This is a genomic window from Caballeronia sp. NK8 (assembly GCF_018408855.1).
In the GTDB taxonomy this organism is placed as follows: domain Bacteria; phylum Pseudomonadota; class Gammaproteobacteria; order Burkholderiales; family Burkholderiaceae; genus Caballeronia.
This window is the reverse complement of sequence record NZ_AP024322.1, coordinates 333,772-359,997: the sequence shown is the minus strand read 5'-3', so window position 1 is coordinate 359,997 and position 26,226 is coordinate 333,772. Positions and strand designations below refer to the sequence as shown.

The following is a 26,226-nucleotide window of genomic DNA, read 5'->3' as shown; positions in this document are numbered from 1 at the left end:
TGCTACCATTCGCGCTGGCCCGCAGCTTGCTATGCTCCGTCGGAGCCGGTACTCGCGGCACCCGACAAATACGCTCGACCAGTCTCGGGCCTCGACCATGAACGCGAACGATCCGGAAGAACTCATCGCGTGTCACGAATGCGACGCGCTCTATCTCAAACGTGCGCTGCCTCAGCGAAGCTCGGCGAAATGCCACCGCTGCGGATCGCTGCTTTATCGCAGCATCTCGTCGAACCTCGACAAAATCTGCGCGATGACACTCGCCGCGCTCGTCACCTTCGTGATCGCGCAGGGCTTTCCCATCGTCGAGCTGGACGCCAACGGTCTCACGTCGCAGACCACGCTCATCGGCGCGATCGTCGCATTGTGGAACGAGCAGATGGAGATCATGGCCGTGCTCGTGTTCTGCTCGACCATTCTGTTTCCCCTGTGCGAGCTGCTCGCGCTGCTTTACGTACTGCTTCCGATGCGCTCGGGCTACGTTCCGCCGGGCTTCAACGCGCTGTTGCGCGGCATTCAGTTCGTGCGTCCGTGGGGCATGATCGAAGTGTTCATGCTCGGCGTGCTCGTCACGCTGGTGAAGATGGTCAGCATCGCGCGCGTGATTCCCGAAGCGGCGCTGTTCGCGTTCGGCGCGCTGACGCTCATGTTCGCGGTTGTCGTGAGTTTCGATCCGCGCGCGCTCTGGGATCTCGCGGAAAAGCTCGGACAGCGCGGCGAGCCGAGGCGAGCAGGCAGCCAGAAGCACCTACCCTCCGACGCGAGGCAGAAATCGTGAACGATTCAGTCGATTCGAACACCGGCGAGCCAGCGAGCGAGACGCACTACACCACAGCGTCGCGCGCGCACGTCGTGAGCTGTCACGCGTGCGGGCTCGTGCAGCCGCTCGCGCGCACCGTCGAGAAGCAGCGCTGCACGCGCTGCGATGCCGTCGTGCACCGGCGTCATCCGGACAGCATCGCGCGCACCTGGGCGCTGCTCATCAGCGCGGCGATTCTGTATATCCCGGCGAATCTCTTTCCGATCATGCATACGTCGTCGATTCTCGGCTCCGAGGACGACACCATCATGAGCGGCGTCGCGCTTTTCTGGAACGACGGCGACTATCCGCTCGCCGCGGTGATTTTCATCGCCAGCATTCTCGTGCCGATGTTAAAGCTCGTCACGCTCGGCTTTCTCGTCATCAGCGTGCAGCGGCGCTCGATCTGGCGACTGCGCCAGCGCACGACGCTGTTTCGCCTCGTCGAGGGCATCGGCCGCTGGTCGATGCTCGATATCTTCGTGATCACGCTGACCATCGCGCTGGTGCGCTTCAAGTCGCTCGCCGTCATCACGCCGGGGCCGGGCGCGCTGGCGTTCGCGTCGGTCGTCGTGCTGACGATGATCGCGTCCATGCAATTCGACCCGCGCCTCATGTGGGACAACATCGAACCGTCAGGAAAGAAACATGACTAGTGCCCAAGGTCCGAACGACCCGAAGCAGCCCGCGCCGCCGTCCTCAGGTGACAAAGGCGACGGCGGCCTGCCGCCGAATCTGCCCGAGCCCGTGATCGAACCGCGCAGTCGCTGGCTGCCTTCGCTCGTGTGGGTGATTCCGCTCGTCGCGGCGCTGATCGGCGTGATACTCGTCGTGAAGACGGTGTCGAGTCGCGGACCGACCGTGACCATCAGCTTCGTGAGCGCGGAAGGCCTCGAGCCCGGCAAGACGAAGGTGAAGTTCAAGGACGTCGATATCGGCACGGTCAAGACCATCACGCTGTCGAAGGATCATTCGCGCGTGCTCGTCGATGTTTTGCTCACCAAGGAAGCCACCGATTTCGCCGTGAAGGACACGCGCTTCTGGATCGTGCGTCCGCGCGTGGCGGCGAGCGGCGTGACCGGTCTGTCGACGCTGCTGTCGGGTGCGTATATCGGCGTCGACGCGGGCAGGTCCACCGAGGACCAGACCTACTTCGTCGGTCTCGAGACGCCGCCCGCCGTGACCGGCGACCAGAAGGGCCACACCTTCACGTTGCATGGCGAATCGCTCGGCTCGCTCGATATCGGCTCGCCGGTCTATTACCGGCGCGTGCAGGTCGGGCAGGTCGTAGCCTTCTCGCTCGACAAGGACGGCACCGGCGTCACGCTGCAGGTGTTCGTCACCGCGCCTTACGATCAGTACGTCGGCACGAACTCGCGCTGGTGGCATGCGAGCGGCGTCGACCTGCGGCTCGATTCGAGCGGCTTCACGCTCAACACGCAGTCGCTCGCGACGGTCGTGCTCGGCGGCATCGCGTTCCAGACGCCGCCCAACCAGCAGTCGGGGCCGCAGGCGCAGAACAACGCGACCTTCAGTCTCGCCGGCGATCAGGCCGACGCCATGCGCGATCCGGACGGCCAGCCCGTGCACGTCGTGATGAACTTCAATCAGTCGCTGCGCGGCCTGTCGGTCGGCGCGCCGGTCGATTTTCGCGGCATCGTGCTCGGACAGGTCACGGGCATCGGCGTGCAGTACGATCCGAAATCGCGTTCGTTCATGATGCCGGTGACGATCGATGTCTATCCGGATCGCCTTGGCAAGCGCTCGAAGCACGCGTTGCCGGAGCAAGGCTCCGCCGCGAGCCAGGACATGCTGCAGATGCTCGTCAATCGCGGCCTGCGCGGACAGTTGCGCACCGGCAACCTGCTGACGAGTCAGTTGTATATCGCGCTCGACTTCTTCCCGAAGGCGTCGCCCGTGAAAGTCAACGTCAACGCCGATCCGTTCGAACTGCCGACCGTGCCGAACACGCTCGACGAGCTGCAACTGCAGATCGCGGACATCGCGCGCAAGATCGACAAGATTCCGTTCGACGAGATCGGCACTAACCTGAACGGCTCGCTCAAGAATGCGAACGCGCTGTTCGACCGGATGGACAAGGAAGTCCTGCCGGAAATGCGCGACACGCTCACGCAGGCGAAGAAGACCTTCGGCCAGGCGCAATCGACGCTGCAATCGGACTCGCCGCTTCAGTCGGACGTGCATCAGGCGTTGCAGGAACTCACCCGCACGCTGCAATCGCTCAACTCGCTCGCGGACTATCTGGAACGCCATCCGGAGTCGCTGATTCGCGGTAAATCGGGAGACAAACCATGAAGTTCGGCTCGTTGATATCGATCCTGAGCGCGGCGGCCATGCTCGCCGCCTGCGCCTCGCCGTCGAGCCGGTTCTACACGCTCGGCGGCAGCGACGCGCGTCCCGTGCCGTCCACGCCCGCTTCGTTCTATTTCGAGCTGGCGCCCGTCGACATGCCGCAGCAGGTCGCCAAAAATCAGTTGGTCGTGCAGACGAGTCCCGCGCAGGTGCGCGTGCTCGAAGAGGAACGCTGGGCGTCGCTGCCCGGCGACGAAGTGCGCCGCGCGCTGTCGGCCGATCTCACGCAGCAGCTCGGCGCGATCGATGTCTACGGCACGCCGCATCCGGAGTCGGTGCCGGTGTATCGCGTCAAGGTGAACGTGCAGCGCTTCGAATCGTGGCCGGGCTCGCAGGCCGTGATCGACGCCGTGTGGAGCGTGCGCGCCGCCGGATCGGATACCGTGCTGACGTGCCGGACCGTCGCGCAGGAGCGCGTGGACACGGGCTACGACGCGCTGGTCGATGGTCATCGCAAGGCGGTCGATGCGCTCGCCTCCGCGATCTCGGCAGGCGTGCGCAGCCTGAGTTCATTGCCGCACGCGAACGCGAGCGCGCCGGGTGCGTCCACGAAGGGCAAAAGCGGCGCGATCACGAAGCCCGCTGCCGCGCCGGTCCTGCCGTGTCCGTCCGCGAGCGCCGCGACGACTGCCGCCGCGCAATGAACCGATGTTGTCCGCAGGCGACATTGTCCGACACCGCTATCTCTAATTTGCCGATGGTTCGTGCGCGCCCGGTTAAGATCGTCGTCGCCCGCATTCCGAATCAACCGTGAAAATTAGATGATGAAACTGATCGGTTCGCATCCCAGCCCGTTCGTCCGCAAGGTACGGATCGTCATGGCGGAGAAGAAGATCGACTGCGAACTGGTGCTCGAGGACGTTTGGGCATCCGATTCGAAGATCCACGACTACAACCCGCTCGGCAAGGTGCCGTGCCTCATTCTGGACGACGGCGAAGCGGTGTTCGACTCGCGCGTCATCTGCGAGTACGTGGACACGCTCACGCCTGTCGGCAAGCTGCTGCCGCAGGAGCGCCGCGAGCGCACCGAAGTGCGTTGCTGGGAAGCGCTCGCCGACGGCATGCTCGACGCCGCCGTGCTGATGCGTCTCGAAGGCGTGTTGCGTGAGGAAGCGCATCGCAGCGAGAAGTGGATCGCGCGTCAGCGCCACAAGATCGACGACGGTTTGCGCGCGATGGCGCGCGGCATCGGCTCGAAGCAGTGGTGTTCGGCGAACCGCTTCACGCTCGCGGATATCGCGTGCGGCTGCGCGCTCGGCTATCTCGACTTCCGCGTGCCCGATGTGAACTGGCGCGAGGCGCATCCGAATCTCGACAAGTACTACGCACGCATCTCGCAGCGTCAGTCGTTCGTGGATACCGCTCCGGTCTGACGTAAAACCAAATTCCATCTACGACTAGATAGACAGTCGGTTACGGTAGAACCATATGACCGTGCGATGCGCTCGCGTTTTCCTCGCGTGAAGTCGTATGACCGGCCACTTCGACGAACCAGGCGCATCGCGGATCGAATAACTGGTTTTTTCCGCCAAAATCTATCTATTCAAAGATAGATGATCGAACGCCCATTCACGGGTTTTTCACACGGTTATCCACAGGGTTATCTACCGGCGCACGGCGTCCGTGACTTCTTCGAGCCGCGCGCGCGTCTGGAACAGGCGACACGCGAGCAGGCTGCCCTGAAATGTCGCATACAGCCTGCGGGCCGCGGCTTCGGGATTGCCGCCCGCATCGAGCGTGTCCTGCGCTTCGCCTTCGGCAAGCACTTTCGCCAGCCAGTTCTCGTTGGCCCTGTAGAACGACTGGACCGCGTATCGCACTTTCTCCGGCAATGATTCGATATCGGACGCCAGCATGCCGCACAGGCAGATCTGATTGCCCCCGCCGATGATCCGCCCGAACAGCCTGGCATAACGGTCCAGCTTCTTGTCGGCTGGGGCGGAACTGTCGATCGCGTAGATCGACGACATCAGGTCCGCGCTGTACGCGTTGACGGCTTCGAGCGCGAGATCTTCCTTCGTTGGAAAGTAATAGTGGATGCTGGACGTCTTCACGCCGACCAGATTGGACAGGTCGCGGTAACTGAAACCGTTGTAGCCGCGCGTCATCAGCAGCGTCTGGGCATGGTCCAGCAGCGCTTCGCGTACCGTGTTCTTGTCCATTTGTGTGATTGTCCCTGCCTTCGATGTGCGTAATTTATCTACCACTAGATAGACGGTCAAGCGCTTGTATCAAAAAAGCTTTTATCGGATCGATAGGGAAAATGAAAAGCCCCGGACACAGCCGGGGCTCGCCGATGAACCAACCTGCCGGACCTCAGCGCGCGGCAGAAAGCAACGCAGCCTGCGACGATTCCTGCCCCACCGTCGCGTGCTCGATGATGCCCCCGCCGAGACACACGTCGCCCTGATACAGCACGGCGGATTGCCCGGGCGTCACCGCCCACTGGGCTTCGTCGAAATGGAGCGCGAAGCGGGCGTCGTCGGCATTGGCGAAGCGGCACGCCGCGTCCTGCTGCCGATAACGCGTCTTGGCGCCGCACCCCGCGCCCTCTTCCGGCGCGAAACCCGCGACCCAGCTCGTGTTGCCCGCGACGAGCGTCGGCGACAGCAGCCACGGGTGATCGTGTCCCTGCACGACATACAGCGTGTTGCTCGCCATATCCTTGCCGGCGACGAACCACGGCTCGCCGCTGCCGTCCTTCGCGCCGCCGATGCCGATGCCCTTGCGCTGCCCGAACGTATAGAACGCAAGCCCGATATGCTCGCCGACGACCTTGCCTTCGGCCGTCTTCATCGGGCCCGGCTTGGTCGGCAGATAGCGGTTGAGGAATTCGCGGAACGGCCGTTCGCCGATGAAGCAGATGCCGGTCGAATCCTTCTTCTTCGCGTTCGGCAGGCCGATCTGCGCGGCGATCTCGCGTACTTTCGTCTTCGGGATTTCGCCGAGCGGGAACAGCGTCTTCGACAATTGCGTCTGATTCAGCCGATGCAGGAAGTACGACTGATCCTTGGTCGAATCGGTGGCCTTGAGCAACTGGAACAGCCCGTCGTGCTCGCGTACGCGCGCGTAGTGCCCCGTCGCGATGGTTTCCGCGCCGAGCGACATCGCGTGGTCGAGGAACGCCTTGAACTTGATTTCGGCGTTGCACAGCACGTCGGGATTGGGCGTGCGGCCGGCCGAGTATTCGCGCAGGAATTCCGCGAACACGCGATCCTTGTATTCGGCGGCGAAATTGACCGCCTCGACGTCGATGCCAATCAGATCCGCGACCGATACCACGTCGATCCAGTCCTGACGCGTCGAGCAGTATTCGCCGTCGTCGTCGTCTTCCCAGTTCTTCATGAAGAGGCCGACCACGTCGTAGCCCTGCTCCTTCAGAAGCCATGCCGTCACGGACGAATCCACGCCGCCCGACATGCCCACCACTACCTTTCGCTTGCTCATAGGGATATCACGCCCGCACCACCGGCGCGACCGAATGCGTATGAATGAAATCGAGCGGCACGCGCCGCCCGGACAAGTAATCGTCGACACACTTCATCACGAGCGGCGTGCGATGCCGCTCCGCCGACGCGCGCAGTTCGTCGGCCGTGAGCCACATCGCGCGCACGATGCCTTCGTCGAGCGAACGACCGCTCTCTTCGCCCGACGACTTGCCGCAGAACGTGAATCGCAGATACGTGACATCGCGCCCCGGCCCTGTGAAATGCGTCATGTACGCGCCGACGAGCGCCTCGGGTTCGAAGCGATGCGCCGTTTCTTCGAGCGTCTCGCGAATCACCGCTTCGACGAGCGTTTCGCCCGCCTCGAGATGACCGGCCGGTTGGTTGATTCGCAGCCCTGCCGACGTGTGCTCTTCGATGACGAGAAAGCGCCCGTCGCGCTCGACGACGGCGGCCACCGTAACGTGGGGGGCCCAAGTATCTGATTTCATGGTCAGATATTTTACCGTCCCGGCGGCGTTCCCGCCCGGCCGTCCTAAGGGTAAGCGCTGAGCGTCGAATGCGGAACGAGTGCCGGATCGCATTCTTGCGGGCGCATTCTTCGGTTACAGTTGCGATAGCCGTCAGTTCCAGCATTTGAAATAAAAAACTCAGCCTTAAGCCTTCCTAAGCCCTTGCCCGGTGACGAAGGCAACAAAGACAGGAGAATTGAAGATGCACATTGGAGTGCCTGCAGAAACGCGGGCGAACGAGGCGCGCGTCGCCGCCACGCCCGAAACGGTCAAAAAGCTCGTCACGCAAGGACATCGCGTTTCTGTCCAGAGCGGTGCGGGCTTGCCGGCAAGCTATATCGACGATGCCTTCGCGCAAGCGGGCGCGGATCTCGTCGATGCCGCCACGGCCTTTTCCGCCGAGATCGTCCTCAAGGTGCAGTCGCCGAGCGAAAGTGAACTGGCGATGCTCAAGCCGGGCGCCGTGCTCATCGGCATGCTCGATCCATTCAACACTGAAAACACCGCGCGGCTCGCATCGTCGGGTGTCACCGCGTTCGCGCTCGAAGCCGCGCCGCGCACGACGCGCGCGCAGAGCCTCGACGTGCTCTCGTCGCAGGCGAACATCGCCGGGTACAAGGCGGTGCTGATGGCCTGCCAGTATTACCAGCGCTTCATGCCGATGCTGATGACCGCCGCCGGCACCGTGAAGGCGGCGCGCGTGCTCGTGCTCGGCGCGGGTGTAGCGGGCCTGCAGGCGATTGCGACGGCCAAGCGTCTCGGCGCGGTCGTCGAAGCGTCCGACGTGCGTCCCGCCGTGAAGGAGCAGATCGAGTCGCTCGGCGGGAAGTTCGTCGACGTGCCTTTCGAAACCGACGAGGAACGCGAGGCGGCGGTTGGCGTCGGCGGCTATGCGCGCCCGATGCCGGCAAGCTGGCTCGCGCGGCAAGCGGCGCAGGTGCACGAGCGTGCGAAGGCGGCGGACATCGTCATCTCAACGGCGCTGATTCCCGGCCGCCCCGCGCCGACGCTGATCTCCGTCGAAACGGTCAAGCACATGAAGCCGGGCTCCGTGATCATCGATCTCGCCGCGGGTCGCGGTCCCGAGTTCGAGGGACGCAAAGGCGGCAACTGTCCGCTCACCGAAGTCGATCAGGTGGTGATGAAGCACGGCGTGCATATCGTCGGCCATACGAATCTCGCTTCGATGGTCGGCGCCGATGCCTCCGCGCTCTACGCCCGCAATCTTCTGGACTTCCTGAAGCTGATCCTGACCAAGGAAGGCACGCTCAACATCGACCTCGCGGACGACATCGTCGCGGCCACGCTCCAGTGCCGCGATGGACAAGTCACGCGTCCGGCCGCTTAACGCCGATACGGAGACGCACATGGATGTCATCAATCACACGGTGATCAACCTCATCATCTTCGTGCTGGCCATTTATGTCGGCTATCACGTGGTGTGGAACGTCACGCCCGCGCTGCATACGCCGCTGATGGCCGTGACCAACGCGATCTCGGCGATCGTGATCGTCGGCGCGATGCTCGCGGTCGGCCTGACGGTCGGCGTGGCGGGCAAGTTTTTCGGCACGCTCGCCGTGCTGCTCGCGGCGGTGAACGTGTTCGGCGGCTTTCTCGTCACACGGCGAATGCTGGAGATGTTCAAGAAGAAAGAGCCGAAGAAGATTGCCAGCAAGGAGGGCGTGTAATGAGCCTTAACGTCGTCACACTCCTCTATCTCGTCGCCTCGGTGTGTTTCATCCAGGCGCTGAAGGGCTTGTCCAATCCGAAGACCGCGCGCATCGGCAACACGTTCGGCATGACGGGCATGGCGATCGCCATTCTCACCACGCTCGCGCTGATCGTGAAGCAGGCCGCGTATCTCGAAGCGAATCTGGCGCTCGGGCTGTCGCTGCTGTTCGTCGCGCTGATCGTCGGCGGCGGCGCAGGCGCGTATATCGCGGCGAAGGTCGAGATGACCAAGATGCCCGAGCTCGTCGCGGCCATGCACTCGCTGATCGGTCTCGCGGCGGTGTGTATCGCGTATGGCGTGGTTGCGGAGCCGGCTGCGTTCGGACTCGCGCCGCCCGGCGATCCGATTCCGTATGGCAATCGCGTCGAGTTGTTCATCGGCACGTTCGTCGGCGCGATCACGTTCTCGGGTTCGGTCATCGCGTTCGGCAAGCTGTCGGGCAAGTACAAGTTCCGGCTGTTTCAGGGCGCGCCGGTCACGTATTCGGGCCAGCATCTGATCAACCTGCTGCTCGCCATCGCGATGATCGGCTTCGGCGTGATCTTCATGCTCACCGAATCGTGGCTGCCGTTCATCATCATGACGATCATCGCGTTCGCGCTGGGCGTGCTGATCATCATCCCGATCGGCGGCGCGGACATGCCGGTGGTCGTGTCGATGCTGAACTCGTACTCGGGCTGGGCGGCGGCGGGCATCGGCTTCTCGCTGAACAATCCGATGCTGATCATCGCGGGTTCGCTGGTGGGTTCGTCGGGTGCGATTCTGTCGTACATCATGTGCAAGGCGATGAACCGCTCGTTCTTCAACGTGATTCTCGGCGGCTTCGGCGGCGAGGCTGGCGGTGCGGCCGTGGGCGGTGCGACGGAGCAGCGGCCGGTCAAATCCGGTTCCGCCGACGATGCCGCGTTCATGCTCGGCAACGCGGAAAGCGTGGTGATCGTGCCGGGGTACGGTCTTGCCGTGGCGCGCGCGCAGCACGCGTTGAAGGAGCTGACGGACAAGCTCGTCGAGAAGGGCATCGATGTGCGGTACGCGATTCACCCGGTCGCGGGACGGATGCCGGGGCACATGAACGTGCTCTTGGCCGAAGCCGAAGTGCCGTACGAGATGGTGCAGGAGATGGACGAGATCAACAGCGAATTCGGCCAGACGGATGTCGTGCTGGTGCTCGGGGCGAACGACGTGGTGAATCCGGCCGCGAAGACCGACCCGAAATCGCCGATCGCGGGCATGCCGATTCTCGAAGCGTACAAGGCGCGGACGATCATCGTGAACAAGCGGTCGATGGCGGCGGGTTATGCCGGTCTCGATAACGAACTGTTCTATATGGACAAGACGATGATGGTGTTCGGCGATGCGAAAAAGGTGGTCGAGGAGATGATGAAGGCGGTGGAGTAAGCATTACGCGGCTCGTACACCGCTAGGCCGATCGCGCCAGCCTCCCACTGCGGAGGCTGGCGCTTTCTTTTTCCGACGATGAAACGGCGCAGCATGCCCAGCGGACCGCCCGCGTACAATACCGCCTTTGAACGCCAGAAACGCCTCTCATGTCCTCCCCTCTCTTCGACTGGTTCGTCCCCTGCCCGCGCGGTCTTGAAGCACCTCTTGCCGCCGAGCTCGCGGAGATCGGCGAACGGCATGTCGCCGGCGCGCCGCTGTCGGGCGGCGGATCGCTGGTCGTCGGCGCGCAGGTGCCCGGCGGCGTGCATTTCCGTGGCGGCTGGGTCGCGGGCATGGCGGCGAACCTGCATTCGCGCATCGCGAGCCGCGCGCTGCTCAAGGTCGCGCACGGCCCGTATCGCAACGAGCACGACATCTACGAACTCACGCATCGGCAGCGCTGGGAGCAATGGTTCACGCCGAGCCAGACGATGCGCGTCGACCTCACCGCGATCAAATCGCCGCTCAAGAGCCTCGAATTCACTACGCTGCGCGTGAAGGACGCCGTTTGCGACCGTCTGCGCGATGTCGCCGGCGCGCGTCCGAGCATCGACACCGCGCAGCCCGACGTGCGCGTGTTCGCGTTCCTCACGATCAACGAGTGCACGCTCTATCTCGACACTTCCGGCGAGCCGCTCTTCAAGCGCGGCTGGCGTCTCGACAAAGGCGCCGCGCCGCTGCGCGAGAATCTCGCGGCGGGCATTCTGCGCCTCACCGGCTGGACACCCGGCACGCCGCTCTTCGATCCGATGTGCGGCAGCGGCACCTTCCTCGCCGAAGCCGCGCAAACGGCGCTCAATATCGCGCCGGGCAACGATCGGCGTTTCGGCTTCGAAAAGCTCAAGCCATTTCACCCCGGCATGTGGCAAAAGCTCAAGACGGCCGCGCTCGAACAACGCCGCGCCGCGCGCGCCTCGCAGGCCGAGCTGAACATCTTCGGCAGCGACATCTCCGGCGACATGCTCGACAAGGCGCGCGCGAACCTGAGCCGCGCGGGCATCACGGACCTGTCGCTCAAGCAGGTCGACGCGCGCAATATGGTGCCGCCGGCCGACGCGCCCGGCATCCTGCTCGCGAATCCGCCATACGGCGAGCGTATCGAAGTGCGCGGGCGCGGTCCGCGCGGCGAAATCCGCGATACGGCGCGCAGCCGCCGCGAAGACGACGACACATTCGCCCGCGCGCAGCCCGATCCCGCCGACACCGAGTTCTTCATCTCGTTCGGCAACGCGCTCAAGCAGCGGTTTCCCGGCTGGCGCGCCTACGTGCTCACGTCCGACCGCAAGCTGCCGGGCCTGCTGCGGCTGCGCGAATCCACCAAGACGCCGCTCTTCAATGGTGCGCTCGAATGCCGCCTGTTCCGCTTCGATCTGATCGCGGGCAGCGTGCGCAATCGTCCGGCCGACGAGTAAGCTTGCCGTGCGCGAGCGCGCCGGCGCAATAGGCCGAATGGCCGAGTGCAGTCATCGCCAAGCCGGCGCTACAATCGGCGCATGAACTCACCGACCGAACTCGCCAGTCCTATCGCCGTCGATATCTACCGCGCGCGTCGCGAGCGCGTGCTCGCCGCGCTGCGTGCGCAAGGCGGCGGCGTCGCCATCGTGCCGACCGCGCCGGAAGTCATGCGCAATCGCGACACGGACTACCCTTTCCGTCACGACAGCTACTTCTACTATCTGACGGGCTTCGACGAACCCGATGCGACGCTCGTGCTCGACGCGAGCGCGCAGAACGGCGCGCCCGCATCGATACTCTTCTGCCGTGAGAAGAACGTCGAGCGCGAGACGTGGGAAGGCTTTCGCTTCGGCCCCGAGGCCGCGCGCGACGCCTTCGGTCTCGACGCGGCGTTCCCCATCGACGCACTCGACGCAGAAATGCCGCGCCTGATCGCCGGCAAGCCCGCGCTGCATTACGCGCTCGGCACATCGGCGGAACTGGACGCGCAGGTGCGCGACTGGCTCGCCGCCGTGCGCGCGCAGAGCCGTAGCGGCGTGCGCGCGCCCGCGAAGGCAGAGCATCTGCTGCCGATCCTCGACGAGATGCGCCTCGTCAAAGACGCCCACGAGATCGCGATCATGCGCCGCGCCGCATCGATTTCCGCCGAAGCGCACCGGCGCGCGATGCGCGCGTGCCGTCCCGGCATGCGCGAATACGAGATCGAAGCGGAGTTGCTCTACACGTTCCGCCGCCACGGCGCGCAGGCGCCGGCGTACGGATCGATCGTCGCGGCGGGCGCGAACGCGTGCGTGCTGCACTATCCGGCGGGCAACGCGATCGCGCGCGACGGCGACCTGATCCTCATCGACGCCGCGTGCGAACTCGACGGCTACGCCTCCGACATCACGCGCACCTTCCCCGCGAGCGGCCGCTTCACGCCCGCGCAACGCGAGCTCTACGACATCGTGCTGGCCGCGCAGGCCGCTGCCGTCGACGCGACACGCGCCGGTGTCAGCTTCGATGCCCCGCATCAGGCCGCGCTCAAAGTGCTGTCGCAAGGCCTGCTCGACACCGGAATCCTCGACAAGACGAAATTCGGCAGCGTCGACGATGTCCTCGCGCAACACGCCTACGCGCGCTTCTACATGCATCGCACGGGACACTGGATCGGCATGGACGTGCACGACGCGGGCGAATATCGCGAGGCGGACGGCCCGCTCGATGAGCAAGGCGCGCGTCCGTGGCGCACGCTCGTGCCCGGCATGGCGCTGACAATCGAGCCGGGGCTCTACGTGCGCCCGGCCGAGGATGTGCCCGAACGGTACTGGAACATCGGCATTCGCATCGAGGACGACGCCATCGTCACGAAAGACGGCTGCGAGCTGCTCACGCGTGAAGTACCCGTCGCCGCCGAAGAGATCGAAGCGCTTATGCGCGAATCAAACACATACTGACCATGAGCGACGTTCAAGGCATCGAACCGCATTTCGACTATGACATCGCCATCGTCGGCGCGGGGCCGGTCGGGCTCGCGCTGGCCGGCTGGCTCGCACGCCGCAGCGCGACTTCGCGGCTTTCGATCGCGCTGATCGATGCGCGCACGCCCGAAGCCGCCGTGAACGATCCGCGCGCGCTCGCGCTGTCGCACGGCAGCCGCGTGATGCTCCAGCCGCTCGGCTTTCCCGCCGACGTCACGCCGATCCGCCACATTCACGTATCGCAGCGCGGGCATTTCGGGCGCACCTTGATCGAGCACGACGAACACGAATTGCCCGAACTGGGCTACGTGGCCCGCTACGGCTCGCTGGTCGGCGCATTGGCCCACGCGGTGCGCGCTACTCATGTCGACTGGCTCACCGACACATCCGCCCTCGCGCCGCTGCAGGATCACGATGGCGTCACTTTGCCGCTGCAATCGGCGAGCGGCGAGCGCACCATCCGCGTGAAGGTGCTGGTGAATGCCGAAGGCGGTCTCTATCAGAAACGCGATGTCGCCGCGCCCGGCGAGCGCCGCGCGCGGGATTACGGGCAGACGGCCATCGTCGGCACGGTGAGCGTGTCCGATCCGCGCGCGAATGTCGCGTGGGAGCGCTTCACGAGCGAAGGGCCGATCGCGCTCCTGCCGTGCGGCGGCCAGCGCCACGCGGACTATTCGCTCGTCTGGTGCTGCTCGCCCGATGAAGCCGCGCGCCGCATGCAACTCGACGACGACACGTTCCTCGCCGAACTCGGCGCGGCTTTCGGCACGCGCATGGGCCGCTTCACGCGCATCGCGTCGCGCGCCGCCTTCCCGCTCGGGCTGACCGCGCTCGACGTGCTCGTGGACCGGCGCACCGTCGCGATCGGCAATGCGGCGCAAACGCTGCATCCGGTGGCGGGACAGGGGCTGAATCTCGGCCTGCGCGACGCGCTCGCGCTCACCGACGCGCTGTCCGCCGATGGCCCGCGCCCACTCGCGCTCGCGCGCTTCGCGCAACGTCGCGCGCTCGACCGGCGTCTGACGATCACCGCCACCGACACGCTCGCGCGCCTCTTCACGATCGACTTCCCGCCGCTGGCCGCGATGCGCGGACTGGCGCTCACCGCGCTCGAATTCCTGCCGCCGGTAAAAACCGCCCTCGCCCGCCAGATGATGTTCGGCCAGCGACGCTGATTCGACCTGGAAAAAGGCAATCGTCAGTGGCAAGTCGATGAACTTATCCTCTACGACCGCCCGCGCTTTCATAGAAGATTTAAAGACTTGCACGCGATTGCTCTTAAATTCAGCACGCGCTTCGCGTTAAAATAGTGGTTTCCCCTTCAGAAACGTTGCATCCGCCTGACGCGGCTTCGGCCGACTTCCGACAGCGCGGGTCCTTTAGCCTTCATGCCCATCATCGGTTCACATGTTCTGCGCAATAACCTGTTCGTCGCTCCGATGGCAGGCGTCACCGACCGCCCGTTCCGGCAGCTCTGCAAGCGCATGGGCGCGGGCTACGCGGTGTCGGAGATGGTCGCGTCGAACGCGCAGTTGTGGAAAAGCGAGAAGACCATGCGCCGCGCCAATCACGCGGGCGAGGTCGAGCCGATCTCCGTGCAGATCGCCGGCGCCGATCCGCAGATGCTCGCCGAAGCCGCGCGCCACAACGTCGCGAACGGCGCGCAGATCATCGACATCAACATGGGCTGTCCGGCCAAGAAGGTGTGCAACGTCGCGGCGGGCTCGGCGCTGCTGCAGAACGAGCCGCTCGTCGCGCGCATCGTGGAAGCCGTGGTGCAGGCGGTCGGCGTGGGTCCGGACGCGGTGCCGGTCACGCTCAAGATTCGCACGGGGTGGAATCGCGAGAACAAGAACGCGCTGACCATTGCACGCATCGCGCAGGACGCGGGCATTTCGATGCTCACCGTCCACGGCCGCACGCGCGCCGATCTCTACAAGGGCGACGCGGAGTACGACACCATCGCGGCCGTGAAGGCGTCGGTGAAGATTCCGGTCGTCGCGAACGGCGACATCACGACGCCCGAAAAAGCGCGCGACGTGCTCGCCGCGACCGGCGCCGACGCCATCATGATTGGCCGCGCGGCGCAGGGACGTCCGTGGCTGTTCCGTGAGATCGAACATTTTCTGAAGACGGGCGAGCGCCTGCCGCCGCCGCGCATCGACGAGATCCAGCAGGTGATGAACGAACACCTCGAAGATCACTACGCCTTTTACGGGGAATTCACGGGCGTTCGGACTGCGCGCAAGCACATCGGCTGGTACACTCGCGGCCTTTCCGGCGCCAACACCTTTCGGCACCGGATGAATACGCTGGACACGACCAAAGAACAATTGCTCGCCGTCAACGAATTCTTCGACGCACAAAAGGCGTTGTCCGACCGTCTCGTCTACGTAGACGAGTCCGGTGACGCCGAAGACGCGGACGGGGAAGAATCGTGCGGCGCGCTCAACAACACGACAGACCGACTGATTGCCGCATGAGCAGACATAACATCGAACAATGCGTCCGCCAGAGCCTCGACAACTACTTTCAGGATCTGGACGGCTCCAACCCGCACGACGTGTACGACATGGTGATTTCGTGTGTGGAAAAACCTCTGCTCGAAGTGGTGCTCGAGCAGGCGGGCGGAAACCAATCGCTCGCGGCCGAATATCTCGGCATCAACCGCAACACGTTACGCAAGAAGCTTCAGCAGCATGGATTGATTTGATTCATCGGACCGGGGCACGCGCCTCGGTCCGGCCTGGGTTCCCTTTTCGGTTTCAGTGTTCATCATGATCAAGCAAGCGCTCCTCTCCGTTTCCGACAAATCCGGCATCGTCGATTTCGCCAAATCGCTGTCGGAGCTCGGCGTCAAGCTCCTCTCGACCGGCGGCACCGCGAAACTGCTCGCCGACGCGGGCCTGCCCGTGACCGAGGTCGCCGACTACACCGGCTTTCCGGAAATGCTCGACGGGCGCGTGAAGACGCTGCATCCGAAGGTTCACGGCGGCATCCTCGCGCGCCGCGATTTGCCCGAGCACATGGCCGCGCTCGAGAAGCACGACATTCCGACCATCGACTTGCTGGTCGTGAATCTGTATCCGTTCGTCGAAACGGTGTCGAAGGAGAAGTGCTCGCTGGAAGACGCGATCGAGAACATCGATATCGGCGGGCCAACGATGCTGCGCTCAGCGGCGAAGAATCATCGCGATGTGACGGTCGTCGTCGATCCGGCTGACTACGCCGCCGTGCTCGACGAAATGCGCGCGAACAAGAACGCCGTCGGCTACAAGACGAACTTTCGTCTCGCGACCAAGGTGTTCGCGCACACCGCGCAATACGACGGCGCGATCACGAACTATCTGACGAGCCTCACCGAAGAGCTGCAGCATTCGAGCCGCAACACGTATCCGGCGACCTTCAACATGGCGTTCGAGAAGGTGCAGGACCTGCGCTACGGCGAGAACCCGCATCAGAGCGCGGCGTTCTACCGCGACCTGTCCGTGCCCGCCGGCGCGCTCGCGAACTACGAACAGTTGCAAGGCAAGGAACTGTCGTACAACAACATCGCCGATTCGGACGCCGCGTGGGAATGCGTGAAGACGTTCGATGCGCCCGCCTGCGTCATCATCAAGCACGCGAATCCGTGCGGCGTGGCAGTGGGCGCGGATGCGGCCGAAGCTTACGCGAAGGCGTTCCAGACGGATCCCACTTCCGCGTTCGGCGGCATCATCGCGTTCAATCGTGAAGTCGATGAAACCACCGCGCAGGCCGTCGCGAAGCAGTTCGTCGAAGTGCTGATCGCACCATCGTTCAGCGAAGCCGCGCGCGCGGTGTTCACGGCGAAGCAGAACGTGCGTCTGCTGCAAATCGCGCTCGGCGACGGTCACAACGCGTTCGATCTGAAGCGCGTCGGCGGCGGCCTGCTGGTGCAGTCGCTCGATGCGAAGAACGTGCAGCCGCACGAACTGCGCGTCGTGACGAAGCGCCATCCGACGCCCAAGGAAATGGACGATCTGATGTTCGCATGGCGCGTGGCGAAGTACGTCAAGTCGAACGCGATCGTGTTCTGCGGCGGCGGCATGACGCTCGGCGTCGGCGCGGGCCAGATGAGCCGCGTGGATTCGGCGCGCATCGCGGGCATCAAGGCGCAGAACGCCGGCCTGACGCTGAACGGCTCTGCGGTGGCGTCGGATGCGTTCTTCCCGTTCCGTGACGGCCTCGATGTCGTCGTGAACGCGGGCGCGACCTGCGTGATCCAGCCGGGCGGCTCGATGCGCGACGACGAAGTGATCGCCGCCGCCGACGAGCACAATGTCGCGATGATCCTCACCGGCACGCGTCATTTCCGCCATTAATCACTGCGGGTTCATTTAAGATTGGCCTGTTTGCGCCGAACGCGGTGCAAGCAGGCCTTTTTGATTTGCACAGGCGCATCGCGAACGAATGAGAATCCTAGGCATCGACCCCGGCCTGCGCGTGACGGGCTTCGGCATCATCGACAAGACGGGGCACACGCTCAATTACGTGACGAGCGGCGTCATCAAGACGGCCGATGCGGATCTGCCTTCGCGTCTCAACACGATCTTCAGCGGCATCTCGACACTGGTCGCGCAGCACAATCCGGATCAGGCCGCGATCGAAAAGGTCTTCGTCAACGTCAATCCGCAATCGACGTTGCTGCTCGGCCAGGCGCGCGGCGCGGCCATTTGCGGGCTCGTCGCGAGCGGCGTGCCGGTGGCCGAGTACACGGCGTTGCAATTGAAGCAGGCTGTCGTCGGCTACGGACGCGCGACGAAGGAGCAGATGCAGCAGATGGTCGTGCGGCTTCTGAGCCTCTCCGGCGTGCCCAGCACCGACGCCGCCGACGCGCTCGGCATGGCTATCTGTCACGCGCACGGCGGCACGGGTCTCGCGGCGCTCGGCGGCATCGCGCCGGGGCTTGCGAAGAAAGGCTTGCGCGTGCGTCGCGGACGGCTCATCGGCTAACAACACTTCTCTTCTCTTTGGCTCGAACACATGATCGGTCGTATCGCCGGCGTTCTGCTGGAAAAAAATCCGCCGCACCTGCTCGTCGACTGCAATGGCGTCGGCTACGAAATCGACGTGCCGATGAGCACGTTCTATAACCTGCCGAATGCCGGCGAAAAGGTCGTGCTGCTCACGCAACTGATCGTGCGCGAGGACGCGCATCTGCTGTACGGTTTTCTCACCGCGCAGGAGCGCTCGACGTTCCGCGAGCTGCTGAAGATCAGCGGCATCGGCGCGCGCATGGCGCTGGCGGTGCTCTCGGGCATGAGCGTGCATGAACTCTCGCAGACCGTGACGACGCAGGACGCCGCGCGCCTCACGCGCGTGCCGGGCATCGGCAAGAAAACGGCGGAGCGTCTGCTGCTGGAACTGAAGGGCAAGCTCGGCGCGGATCTCGGCGCCATTGCGGGCACGGTCTCGCAGTCGGATCACGCGTCCGACATTCTCAATGCGCTGCTCGCGCTCGGCTATTCCGAGAAGGAAGCGCTCACGGCGATCAAGAACGTGCCGGCGGGAACCGGTGTGTCCGAGGGCATCAAGATGGCGTTGAAGGCGCTTTCGAAGGGGTGAACGGTACGGTTCGAATCGATGCTAAGATAGTGGCCTGGAGCGTTGGTGCGCCGGAGGTTTCAAGTTACCCGGGCGAACGCTTCAGAGCATTCAAGGCCGCTTTCGAGCGGCCTTTTTCTTTTTCAACGCACAGGCGGCTTGCGGATGTCGCCCTTCGGAATGACCGAGAAAAGCTCTGCGCGCGGTTTGCGCTGGGTCAGTTCGAGTATCGCCCGATCTCGCACCTCGTTCCCGTAGCCATCCGTTCGAAGCACCGGCGCATCCAGCGCGGTCATTTTCCGGGACGACACGACGACCGATTCCGCGTCCAGCGCGCTCGTGATCTGCGTGAGAACGTCGCCGACGCTGTAGCTGTCCCGCACGATACGACTCTCGTGAACATGTCTGCCGATGAAAACGATCTCCGGGTCGCCCAATTTTGGCAACTCGTGAGCCAGCCTGTGCGAATTGACGGCTTGATGCTGCACGCTGGTCAAGCGACCGATGGGAACGGCCAATACTCTCCGGCCCTGTTGCAATTCCTCCAGATTCACCTGGATCAGATATAAACCGTTGTCGTAGAGCGGCATGTCTCGTTGCTGTGCGCAGCGTCGTATGGAACGTGCAGACTCTGCCGCCCATTTGCACTGCCCGCCATTCACCCATTCGGCCAGCTTCTCCCCGCGAAACCTCGCTGTACAATCGACCCATGATCGAAACCGACAAACTCGCCGCCGAACGCGTCATCACGGCCAAGCCCGTCTCGCCGAACGAGGAAGCGTTCGAGCGCGCGCTGCGTCCGCACAAGCTCGATGAATACATCGGGCAGGAAAAGGCGCGCGGCCAGCTCGAAATCTTCATCGAAGCGGCGAAGCGTCGTTCGGAGGCGCTCGATCACGTGCTGCTGTTCGGACCGCCGGGTCTCGGCAAGACGACACTCGCGCATATCATCGCGCGGGAAATGGGCGTGAATCTGCGGCAGACATCGGGGCCGGTGCTGGAGCGCGCAGGCGATCTCGCCGCGCTGCTCACCAATCTCGAAGCCAACGACGTGCTGTTCATCGACGAAATTCACCGGCTTTCGCCGGTCGTCGAGGAAATCCTGTATCCGGCGCTCGAGGATTATCAGATCGACATCATGATCGGCGAAGGGCCGGCCGCGCGCAGCGTGAAGCTGGATCTGCAACCGTTCACGCTCGTCGGCGCGACCACGCGCGCGGGCATGCTGACGAATCCGCTGCGCGATCGCTTCGGCATCGTGTCGCGGCTGGAGTTTTATAACGCGAGTGAACTGGCGCGCATCGTGGCGCGTTCGGCGTCGCTGCTGAAGGCCGAAATCGTGCCCGAAGGCGCGCTGGAAATCGCGAAGCGTTCGCGCGGCACGCCGCGGATCGCGAACCGCCTGCTGCGCCGCGTGCGCGATTACGCCGAAGTGAAAGCGGACGGCACGATATCCGCCGATGTCGCCGACCGCGCGCTGAAGATGCTCGACGTCGATCCCGTCGGCTTCGACCTGATGGATCGCAAGCTGCTCGAAGCGATCCTGCACAAGTTCGATGGCGGTCCGGTCGGCGTGGACAATCTCGCTGCGGCCATCGGCGAGGAGCGCGATACGATCGAAGATGTTCTGGAGCCGTATCTGATCCAGCAAGGCTTCCTGCAGCGCACGCCACGCGGGCGCGTCGCGACGATGCTCACGTATCGGCACTTCGGCATCGCGGCGCCCGATGCGGGTCCTATCCGCGATCTCTGGGATACGAGTAACGGCTAGGCGCGCTTGCGCAGATTGTCGTCGTCGGTATCCGTGGACAGATGCGTGACATCGCCCCACGACACGACCGTTGCCCCACCATCCGCGTAGTCCACCACATTGACGCTGCAATTGAGCAGCGGCCAGTTTCGCGGCTCGTGCAGCGACAGCTTCATCGCGAACCGATAGATGCAGTCAAGCACGCCGCCATGCGCGACCACGGCGATACGTCCGCCCGGATGCGCGGCGACGATCGGCTCCATCGCGTGCACTACACGGTGATAGAACACGCGCTGCGATTCGCCGTCGCCGGGCGGTGCGAAACCGGGATCGCGCGTCTGCCATTCGACATATTCGGCGGGAAACTTGTCGTTGATCTCGTCGCTGTCGTGGCCCTGAAACGCGCCGTAGAACCGCTCGCGCAATCTTTCCGATAAACGCAATTCGAGCCCGAGCGCATCCGCGAAAGGACGCGCCGTCTGCTGCGCGCGTTGCAGATCGCTGGAATACACGGCATCGATCCGGCCTTCGCGCGCGAGGCGTTGCCCGAGTTGTTCCGCTTGCAGGAAACCATGCTCGGACAACGGAATGTCGATATGCCCCTGAATGCGCTTGATGCGATTCCAGTCGGTTTCGCCGTGCCGGATGAAAAGAACCTGAGTCGTCATGGACGTACCTGAAGCCAGAAAGTGACCGGTCCGTCGTTCACGAGAGAGACCTGCATCTCCGCGCCGAACTCGCCCGTCTCTACGATGGGATGCTTCGCACGCGCCTGCCCGACGAAGTAGTCGAAGAGCCGCTTGCCTTCGTCGGGCGGCGCGGCGGGCGTGAAGCTCGGACGCAGGCCGCTCGATGTATCGGCGGCGAGCGTGAATTGCGATACCAGCAGAACGCCGCCCGCGCGACCCGCGCCATCCATGTTCGACACGGACAGGTTCATCTTGCCGGCGGCGTCGCTGAACACGCGGTAGGCGAGCATCTTCGCGAGGAGCTTGTCGGCGGCGGCTTCGTTGTCGCCGCGCTCGGCGCAGACCAGCGCGAGCAGGCCTGCGTCGATCGCGCCGGTCACGCGCTCGCCCACACGCACATCGGCGCGCTTCACACGCTGAATGAGCGCGATCATCGGGTCAGGCAGTCAGCGTGACGCGCGCGAAGCGGCGCTTGCCCACCTGCACGACGAACTCGCCCGCCTCGATCTTCAGGCCCTTGTCGGAGACGGTCGCGCCGTCGATCTTCACGCCGCCCTGCTCGATGTTGCGCAGCGCCTCGCTCGTCGACGGCACGAGACCCGCCTGCTTGAGCAACTGGCCGATCGCGATCGGCGCGCCAGCCAGCGTCACCGAAGGAATATCCTCGGGCACGCCGCCCTTCGCGCGATGGTTGAAGTCGTCGAGCGCGCGCTCGGCATCCGCCGACGAGTGGAAGCGCGCGACGATCTCCTGCGCGAGCATCACCTTGAAGTCGCGCGGATTGCGGCCGCCTTCGGCTTCCTGCCTGAAACGCGCGATCTCCTCGATACTGCGGAACGACAGCAATTCGAAGTAACGCCACATCAGCACGTCCGAAATGCTCATCAGCTTGCCGAACATGTCGGTCGGCTTTTCGCTGATGCCCACGTAATTGTGCTTCGACTTCGACATCTTCTCGACGCCGTCGAGACCTTCGAGCAGCGGCATCGTCAAGATGCACTGCTGTTCCTGGCCGTACTGCTTCTGCAATTCGCGGCCGACGAGCAGGTTGAACTTCTGGTCCGTGCCGCCGAGTTCGAGGTCCGCGTTCAGCGCGACGGAGTCGTAGCCCTGCATCAGCGGATACAGGAATTCGTGGATGGAGATCGGCACGCCGCCCTGAAAGCGCTTCGTGAAGTCCTCGCGCTCCAGAATGCGCGCGACCGTGTAGCGCGACGCCAACTTGATCATGCCGTCGGCGCCGAGCGGCATCGACCATTCGCTGTTGTAGCGAATTTCGGTCTTCTCGCGATCCAGCACGAGCGCCGCCTGCTCGAAATAGGTCTTCGCGTTGTTTTCGATCTGCTCGCGCGTAAGCGGCGGACGCGTCGCGTTGCGCCCCGACGGGTCGCCGATCAGCGACGTGAAATCGCCGATCAGAAAAATCACCTGATGGCCGAGGTCCTGCAACTGACGCATCTTGTTCAGCACGACCGTATGGCCGATGTGAATGTCGGGCGCCGTCGGATCGAGACCGAGCTTGATGCGCAGCGGTTTGCCCGTCGCGGCGCTCCTCGCGAGCTTTTGCGCGAATTCGTCTTCGATCAGCAGTTCGTCGCAGCCGCGCTTTGCGATGGCGAGCGCGTTCTTCACGTCGTCGGTGATCGGAAAGCTCTGCGCCGCGGGCGCGGAAGAAGCGTTGGAATCAGTGGTCATGCTTGCGGCTTGTGAAGTCAAAAGGGTTCGATGGCAGGCGGATCGGCGGCGCAGTGTGGCCTCGATGCCGTCGTTGCGGTCCGGCCTGGCCGGCAGGGACGGCGCGCGCGGAAAATGACGAAATCGCGCGCAATTGCTTGTTCAGGCTCAGGATTTTACGCGATGACGTCGCCGCTCGCGCCTTTTCGTGTCGTTTCGAGCCGTTTTGCGCGGCTTTCGGCGCATCGGAACGTGCCGCGCGATACGGACAGCGTTCAGAGGCATCTTAACGATTCGGTCCATAACGCGGATAATCGCCGCTTGGGCGAAACCCGGCAACGGCGCATCGAAGAGGAGAGCAGCGTGGGAAAGAAGACCGAAGCAATCGAAACCGGCAAGGCGGACGGCGTGTACTTCGGTTTGATGTCCGGCACCAGCATGGACGGCGTCGATGGCGTCGCGGTGCAGTTCACGACGGGCAAGCCGCCGGTTGTGCTCGGCGAAGCGCATGTGTCCTTCTCGAAAGGCTTGCGCGACGCGCTGTTCGAATTGCAGTCGCCCGGCGACAACGAGATCGAACGCGCGGCGCTCGCGGCCAATGCGCTCGCCACGCGCTACGCGGTCTGCTGTCACGAATTGCAGAGCATGAGCGGCTATTCGTCGACCAAGGTGCGCGCGATCGGCGTGCATGGGCAGACGGTGCGGCATCGGCCGGAAAAGGGCTTCACGCGGCAGATCAACAATCCCGCACTGCTCGCGGAGATGACCAGCATCGATGTGGTCGCTGATTTCCGCAGCCGCGATGTCGCCGCGGGCGGTCAGGGCGCGCCGCTCGTGCCCGCGTTCCACGCGACGATGTTCGGCGCGCCGAACGAGACGCGCGTCGTGTGCAATCTCGGCGGCATCAGCAACATCACGATTCTGTCGGCGAGCGGCGAGGTGCGCGGTTTCGATTGCGGCCCGGCGAACGCGCTGATCGATGAATGGGCGTTGCGTCATCTGCAAAGACCCTACGACGATGGCGGGCAATTCGCGGCACAAGGCGCAGTGCATCGGCCGCTGCTCGACGCCCTGCTAGACGAACCGTTTTTCGACCTGACGCCGCCGAAGAGCACGGGCCGCGACCTGTTCAATCCCGCGTGGATGGATGCGAAACTCGCCGCCTTCCCGAACCTCGCGCCCGCCGATGTCCAGGCGACGCTCACCGCCCTCACCGCGACGACGGTCGCCCGCGAGATCGCGCGTCACGCATCGGACGCGCGCGCCGTGTACGTGTGCGGCGGCGGCGCGCGCAATCCGGTGCTGATGAAGATGCTGCAGCAGGCGCTGGAGGATGGCGGCGTCGCCGGCGTGCCAGTCATGACCACCGAGGCGCTCGGCGTGCCGCCGCAGCAAGTGGAAGCATTCGCTTTCGCATGGCTCGCGATGCGATGCGTCGCGCGTGAGCCGGGCAATCTGCCCACGGTGACGGGTGCGTCGGGCGCGCGCGTGCTCGGCGCGATCTATCCGCACTAGGACTAGGCCGCGCACCAAACAAAAACGGAGCCCGAAGGCTCCGTTTCGCTTACATCGACTGATTCGTGCTCAGACCGAGAACGACGAACCGCAACCGCAGGTCGTAGTGGCGTTCGGATTCTTGATGACGAACTGGGCGCCGTTGAGGTCGTCCTTATAGTCGATCTCCGCGCCGACGAGATACTGATAGCTCATCGAGTCGACGAGCAGTTGCACGCCCGCCTTGTCCAGCACGGTATCGTCTTCGTTGACGTCTTCGTCGAACGTGAAGCCATACTGGAATCCCGAGCATCCGCCGCCCTGCACGAACACGCGCAGCTTCAGTTCCGGATTGCCTTCTTCGTCGATCAATTGCTTGACCTTCTCCGCAGCCGCGTCGGTGAAGACGAACGGCATCGGCATTTCGGTCGTGGGGGTGTCGCTGACAGCGCTCATTCGAACTCTCCAATTAAGCTTCTAACCGCTATTGTAGGGCTGATCTCAATATCGTGCCGAATGTCCATAAAATCAATGGGCTATATGCAGATCCAAGATGCCCCGATTCCGCCGCGCCGAAGCGAAAAAGCCGCCGGCACCAAGGTGCGGGCGGCTTTTGCAGCAGCTTCGCCAGCGAACCGGGAGACCCGGGGCGGCGAAACCGAAGCGCTTAACGCTTCGAGAATTGCTTCCTGCGGCGTGCCTTGTGGAAACCGACCTTCTTACGTTCCACTTCACGCGCGTCGCGGGTGACGAAGCCAGCGTTCGACAGTTGCGACTTGAGCGTTGCGTCGTAGTCCATCAGCGCGCGCGTGATGCCGTGGCGAACCGCGCCTGCCTGACCCGTTTCACCGCCGCCATTCACGTTGACCTTGATGTCGAACGTGGTGCCGTGGTTCGTGAGTTCCAGCGGTTGACGCACGATCATCAGCGACGTTTCGCGCGAGAAATAGTCGGCGATGGGCTTGCCATTGACGATGATCTCGCCCTTGCCCGACTTGATGAAGACGCGAGCGACGGCGCTCTTGCGGCGGCCCGTACCGTAGTTCCAGTTACCGATCATGTGGGCTCCCCTTAGATCTCGAGCGCTTTAGGCTGTTGAGCCGTATGCGGATGCGTTGCTTCGGCGTAGACCTTGAGCTTCTTGATCATCGCGTAGCCGAGCGGACCCTTCGGAAGCATGCCCTTGACAGCCTTCTCGAGCGCGCGGCCCGGGAAGCGCTCTTGCATCTTGCCGAACGTCGTTTCGTAAATGCCGCCCGGGTAGCCCGAGTGACGATAGTACTTCTTGTCCGTGGTCTTGTTGCCGGTGACCTTCAGCTTGGCAGCATTGACGATGATGATGAAATCACCAGTGTCGACGTGCGGAGTGAATTCAGGCTTGTGTTTGCCGCGAAGACGGCGTGCCACTTCGCTGGCGACACGGCCGAGAACCTTATCCGTCGCGTCAATCACGTACCATTCGCGCGTCACCTCTTCGGCTTTTGCGGAAAACGTCTTCATGATCGATCCAAAAAATTGATCTGCCCTTGAGCTTTGACTTGTTCGGCCCTGCTTATATGGGTGCGTTCAGGACGCGTGCAGGCTCTCACAAGCTTCTCTCCGCGGGCGTAGGGCGAAGAGAACTTTGAATTATAAAGGGATTTCGAGCGCGACGTCAAAGCTTTGCTTCACGCGGCGTATGGACGAAAAAAAGCCCGAGCAAACGGTGGCTCGGGCTTAATCCACCAAGGAGGAGGTGGAGGAGACAGGAACGAGTATAGGCACGGTCATGCTGCAAGGCAAGAAGATTTGCATGGTGAAAATGAATTTCATAATTCGAAATTCTGATATGGTAGTT

At 63.7% G+C, this 26,226-nt stretch carries 28 protein-coding genes; 18 read left to right on the top strand and 10 right to left on the bottom strand.

Annotated features, from left to right (window positions below):
* Positions 1-97: 97 nt before the first annotated feature.
* From NK8_RS01745 to NK8_RS01725, 5 genes are all read left to right on the top strand, one after another.
* On the top strand, positions 98-778 hold the full coding sequence (locus tag NK8_RS01745; protein ID WP_213226997.1) for a paraquat-inducible protein A: 681 nt from the start codon (positions 98-100) through the stop codon (positions 776-778).
* Positions 775-1,455, top strand: a complete 681-nt coding sequence (locus NK8_RS01740; protein WP_213226995.1) for a paraquat-inducible protein A — start codon at positions 775-777, stop codon at positions 1,453-1,455. Before NK8_RS01745 ends, NK8_RS01740 begins: the two co-directional genes overlap by 4 nt.
* On the top strand, positions 1,448-3,115 hold the full coding sequence (locus NK8_RS01735; RefSeq protein ID WP_213226993.1) for an intermembrane transport protein PqiB: 1,668 nt from the start codon (positions 1,448-1,450) through the stop codon (positions 3,113-3,115). The genes NK8_RS01740 and NK8_RS01735 overlap by 8 nt, the downstream gene beginning before the upstream one ends.
* On the top strand, positions 3,112-3,816 hold the full coding sequence (locus NK8_RS01730; protein ID WP_213226991.1) for a membrane integrity-associated transporter subunit PqiC: 705 nt from the start codon (positions 3,112-3,114) through the stop codon (positions 3,814-3,816). Before NK8_RS01735 ends, NK8_RS01730 begins: the two co-directional genes overlap by 4 nt.
* Positions 3,817-3,936: 120 nt before the next feature.
* Positions 3,937-4,545 (top strand): glutathione S-transferase N-terminal domain-containing protein, encoded by a 609-nt coding sequence (locus NK8_RS01725; protein WP_213228437.1) that lies wholly within the window; start codon positions 3,937-3,939, stop codon positions 4,543-4,545.
* Positions 4,546-4,776: 231 nt separating this feature from the next.
* Here NK8_RS01725 and NK8_RS01720 read toward each other — a convergent pair whose 3' ends face one another.
* The 3 genes from NK8_RS01720 to NK8_RS01710 all read right to left on the bottom strand — a co-directional run bounded on the left by NK8_RS01720 (position 4,777) and on the right by NK8_RS01710 (position 7,109).
* Positions 4,777-5,334: a TetR/AcrR family transcriptional regulator gene (locus NK8_RS01720; protein WP_162064866.1), complete on the bottom strand. Its 558-nt coding sequence runs from the start codon at positions 5,332-5,334 to the stop codon at positions 4,777-4,779.
* 154 nt (positions 5,335-5,488) lie between these two features.
* Complete coding sequence (gene mnmA / locus NK8_RS01715; protein ID WP_213226989.1) at positions 5,489-6,619, bottom strand: tRNA 2-thiouridine(34) synthase MnmA; 1,131 nt, start codon at positions 6,617-6,619, stop codon at positions 5,489-5,491.
* 7 nt (positions 6,620-6,626) lie between these two features.
* A complete protein-coding gene (locus tag NK8_RS01710; RefSeq protein WP_213226987.1) occupies positions 6,627-7,109 on the bottom strand; it encodes an NUDIX hydrolase in 483 nt (160 codons plus the stop codon).
* A gap of 223 nt (positions 7,110-7,332) precedes the next feature.
* Here NK8_RS01710 and NK8_RS01705 point away from each other — a divergent pair, with 223 nt between their 5' ends.
* From NK8_RS01705 to ruvA, 11 genes are all read left to right on the top strand, one after another.
* On the top strand, positions 7,333-8,478 hold the full coding sequence (locus NK8_RS01705) for a Re/Si-specific NAD(P)(+) transhydrogenase subunit alpha (protein WP_213226985.1): 1,146 nt from the start codon (positions 7,333-7,335) through the stop codon (positions 8,476-8,478).
* 19 nt (positions 8,479-8,497) lie between these two features.
* Complete coding sequence (locus NK8_RS01700; RefSeq protein ID WP_061164611.1) at positions 8,498-8,818, top strand: NAD(P) transhydrogenase subunit alpha; 321 nt, start codon at positions 8,498-8,500, stop codon at positions 8,816-8,818.
* The gene (locus tag NK8_RS01695) at positions 8,818-10,260 is read left to right on the top strand and encodes an NAD(P)(+) transhydrogenase (Re/Si-specific) subunit beta (protein ID WP_162064863.1); all 1,443 of its coding nucleotides are present in this window, start codon (positions 8,818-8,820) and stop codon (positions 10,258-10,260) included. The genes NK8_RS01700 and NK8_RS01695 overlap by 1 nt, the downstream gene beginning before the upstream one ends.
* Positions 10,261-10,409: 149 nt before the next feature.
* Entirely contained in the window at positions 10,410-11,714 is a 1,305-nt protein-coding gene (locus NK8_RS01690; protein WP_213226983.1) for a class I SAM-dependent RNA methyltransferase, read from the top strand.
* A gap of 81 nt (positions 11,715-11,795) precedes the next feature.
* The gene (locus NK8_RS01685) at positions 11,796-13,193 is read left to right on the top strand and encodes an aminopeptidase P N-terminal domain-containing protein (protein ID WP_213226981.1); all 1,398 of its coding nucleotides are present in this window, start codon (positions 11,796-11,798) and stop codon (positions 13,191-13,193) included.
* 2 nt (positions 13,194-13,195) lie between these two features.
* Positions 13,196-14,392: a UbiH/UbiF/VisC/COQ6 family ubiquinone biosynthesis hydroxylase gene (locus NK8_RS01680; RefSeq protein WP_213226979.1), complete on the top strand. Its 1,197-nt coding sequence runs from the start codon at positions 13,196-13,198 to the stop codon at positions 14,390-14,392.
* Positions 14,393-14,605: 213 nt separating this feature from the next.
* On the top strand, positions 14,606-15,700 hold the full coding sequence (gene dusB / locus NK8_RS01675) for a tRNA dihydrouridine synthase DusB (RefSeq protein WP_162064858.1): 1,095 nt from the start codon (positions 14,606-14,608) through the stop codon (positions 15,698-15,700).
* Positions 15,697-15,930 (top strand): Fis family transcriptional regulator, encoded by a 234-nt coding sequence (locus NK8_RS01670; protein ID WP_040052966.1) that lies wholly within the window; start codon positions 15,697-15,699, stop codon positions 15,928-15,930. Before dusB ends, NK8_RS01670 begins: the two co-directional genes overlap by 4 nt.
* 64 nt (positions 15,931-15,994) lie before the next feature.
* A complete protein-coding gene (gene purH, locus NK8_RS01665; RefSeq protein WP_213226976.1) occupies positions 15,995-17,560 on the top strand; it encodes a bifunctional phosphoribosylaminoimidazolecarboxamide formyltransferase/IMP cyclohydrolase in 1,566 nt (521 codons plus the stop codon).
* 88 nt (positions 17,561-17,648) lie between these two features.
* Complete coding sequence (gene ruvC, locus NK8_RS01660; RefSeq protein ID WP_162064856.1) at positions 17,649-18,191, top strand: crossover junction endodeoxyribonuclease RuvC; 543 nt, start codon at positions 17,649-17,651, stop codon at positions 18,189-18,191.
* 30 nt (positions 18,192-18,221) lie between these two features.
* Entirely contained in the window at positions 18,222-18,803 is a 582-nt protein-coding gene (gene ruvA / locus NK8_RS01655; RefSeq protein WP_061172785.1) for a Holliday junction branch migration protein RuvA, read from the top strand.
* A gap of 122 nt (positions 18,804-18,925) precedes the next feature.
* On the opposite strand, the gene NK8_RS01650 is transcribed toward ruvA, so the two are convergent.
* On the bottom strand, positions 18,926-19,372 hold the full coding sequence (locus NK8_RS01650; RefSeq protein WP_213226974.1) for a hypothetical protein: 447 nt from the start codon (positions 19,370-19,372) through the stop codon (positions 18,926-18,928).
* Between the two features lie 119 nt (positions 19,373-19,491).
* On the opposite strand from NK8_RS01650, the gene ruvB reads away from it, so the two are divergent.
* Positions 19,492-20,553 (top strand): Holliday junction branch migration DNA helicase RuvB, encoded by a 1,062-nt coding sequence (ruvB, locus tag NK8_RS01645; protein WP_213226972.1) that lies wholly within the window; start codon positions 19,492-19,494, stop codon positions 20,551-20,553.
* On the opposite strand, the gene NK8_RS01640 is transcribed toward ruvB, so the two are convergent.
* The 3 genes from NK8_RS01640 to tyrS are packed head-to-tail and all read right to left on the bottom strand — an operon-like array spanning position 20,550 to position 22,916.
* Positions 20,550-21,200, bottom strand: a complete 651-nt coding sequence (locus NK8_RS01640; RefSeq protein WP_162064855.1) for a histidine phosphatase family protein — start codon at positions 21,198-21,200, stop codon at positions 20,550-20,552. The two genes, ruvB and NK8_RS01640, sit on opposite strands and share 4 nt — an antisense overlap.
* Positions 21,197-21,655 carry a D-aminoacyl-tRNA deacylase gene (gene dtd / locus NK8_RS01635; RefSeq protein WP_213226970.1) on the bottom strand — a complete coding sequence of 153 codons (459 nt, stop codon included), beginning with the start codon at positions 21,653-21,655 and terminating at the stop codon, positions 21,197-21,199. The genes NK8_RS01640 and dtd overlap by 4 nt, the downstream gene beginning before the upstream one ends.
* Before the next feature lie 4 nt (positions 21,656-21,659).
* Positions 21,660-22,916, bottom strand: a complete 1,257-nt coding sequence (gene tyrS / locus NK8_RS01630) for a tyrosine--tRNA ligase (protein WP_213226968.1) — start codon at positions 22,914-22,916, stop codon at positions 21,660-21,662.
* A 363-nt stretch (positions 22,917-23,279) separates the two neighbouring features.
* Between tyrS and NK8_RS01625 the strand changes: the two genes are divergently transcribed.
* Entirely contained in the window at positions 23,280-24,410 is a 1,131-nt protein-coding gene (locus NK8_RS01625; RefSeq protein WP_213228435.1) for an anhydro-N-acetylmuramic acid kinase, read from the top strand.
* A gap of 69 nt (positions 24,411-24,479) precedes the next feature.
* Here NK8_RS01625 and erpA read toward each other — a convergent pair whose 3' ends face one another.
* The 3 genes from erpA to rplM form a co-directional block, all read right to left on the bottom strand.
* Complete coding sequence (gene erpA / locus NK8_RS01620; RefSeq protein WP_162064852.1) at positions 24,480-24,845, bottom strand: iron-sulfur cluster insertion protein ErpA; 366 nt, start codon at positions 24,843-24,845, stop codon at positions 24,480-24,482.
* Positions 24,846-25,056: 211 nt separating this feature from the next.
* Positions 25,057-25,449: a 30S ribosomal protein S9 gene (gene rpsI / locus NK8_RS01615; protein WP_035497678.1), complete on the bottom strand. Its 393-nt coding sequence runs from the start codon at positions 25,447-25,449 to the stop codon at positions 25,057-25,059.
* 11 nt (positions 25,450-25,460) lie between these two features.
* A complete protein-coding gene (gene rplM, locus NK8_RS01610) occupies positions 25,461-25,889 on the bottom strand; it encodes a 50S ribosomal protein L13 (RefSeq protein ID WP_061172779.1) in 429 nt (142 codons plus the stop codon).
* Positions 25,890-26,226 lie beyond the last annotated feature (337 nt).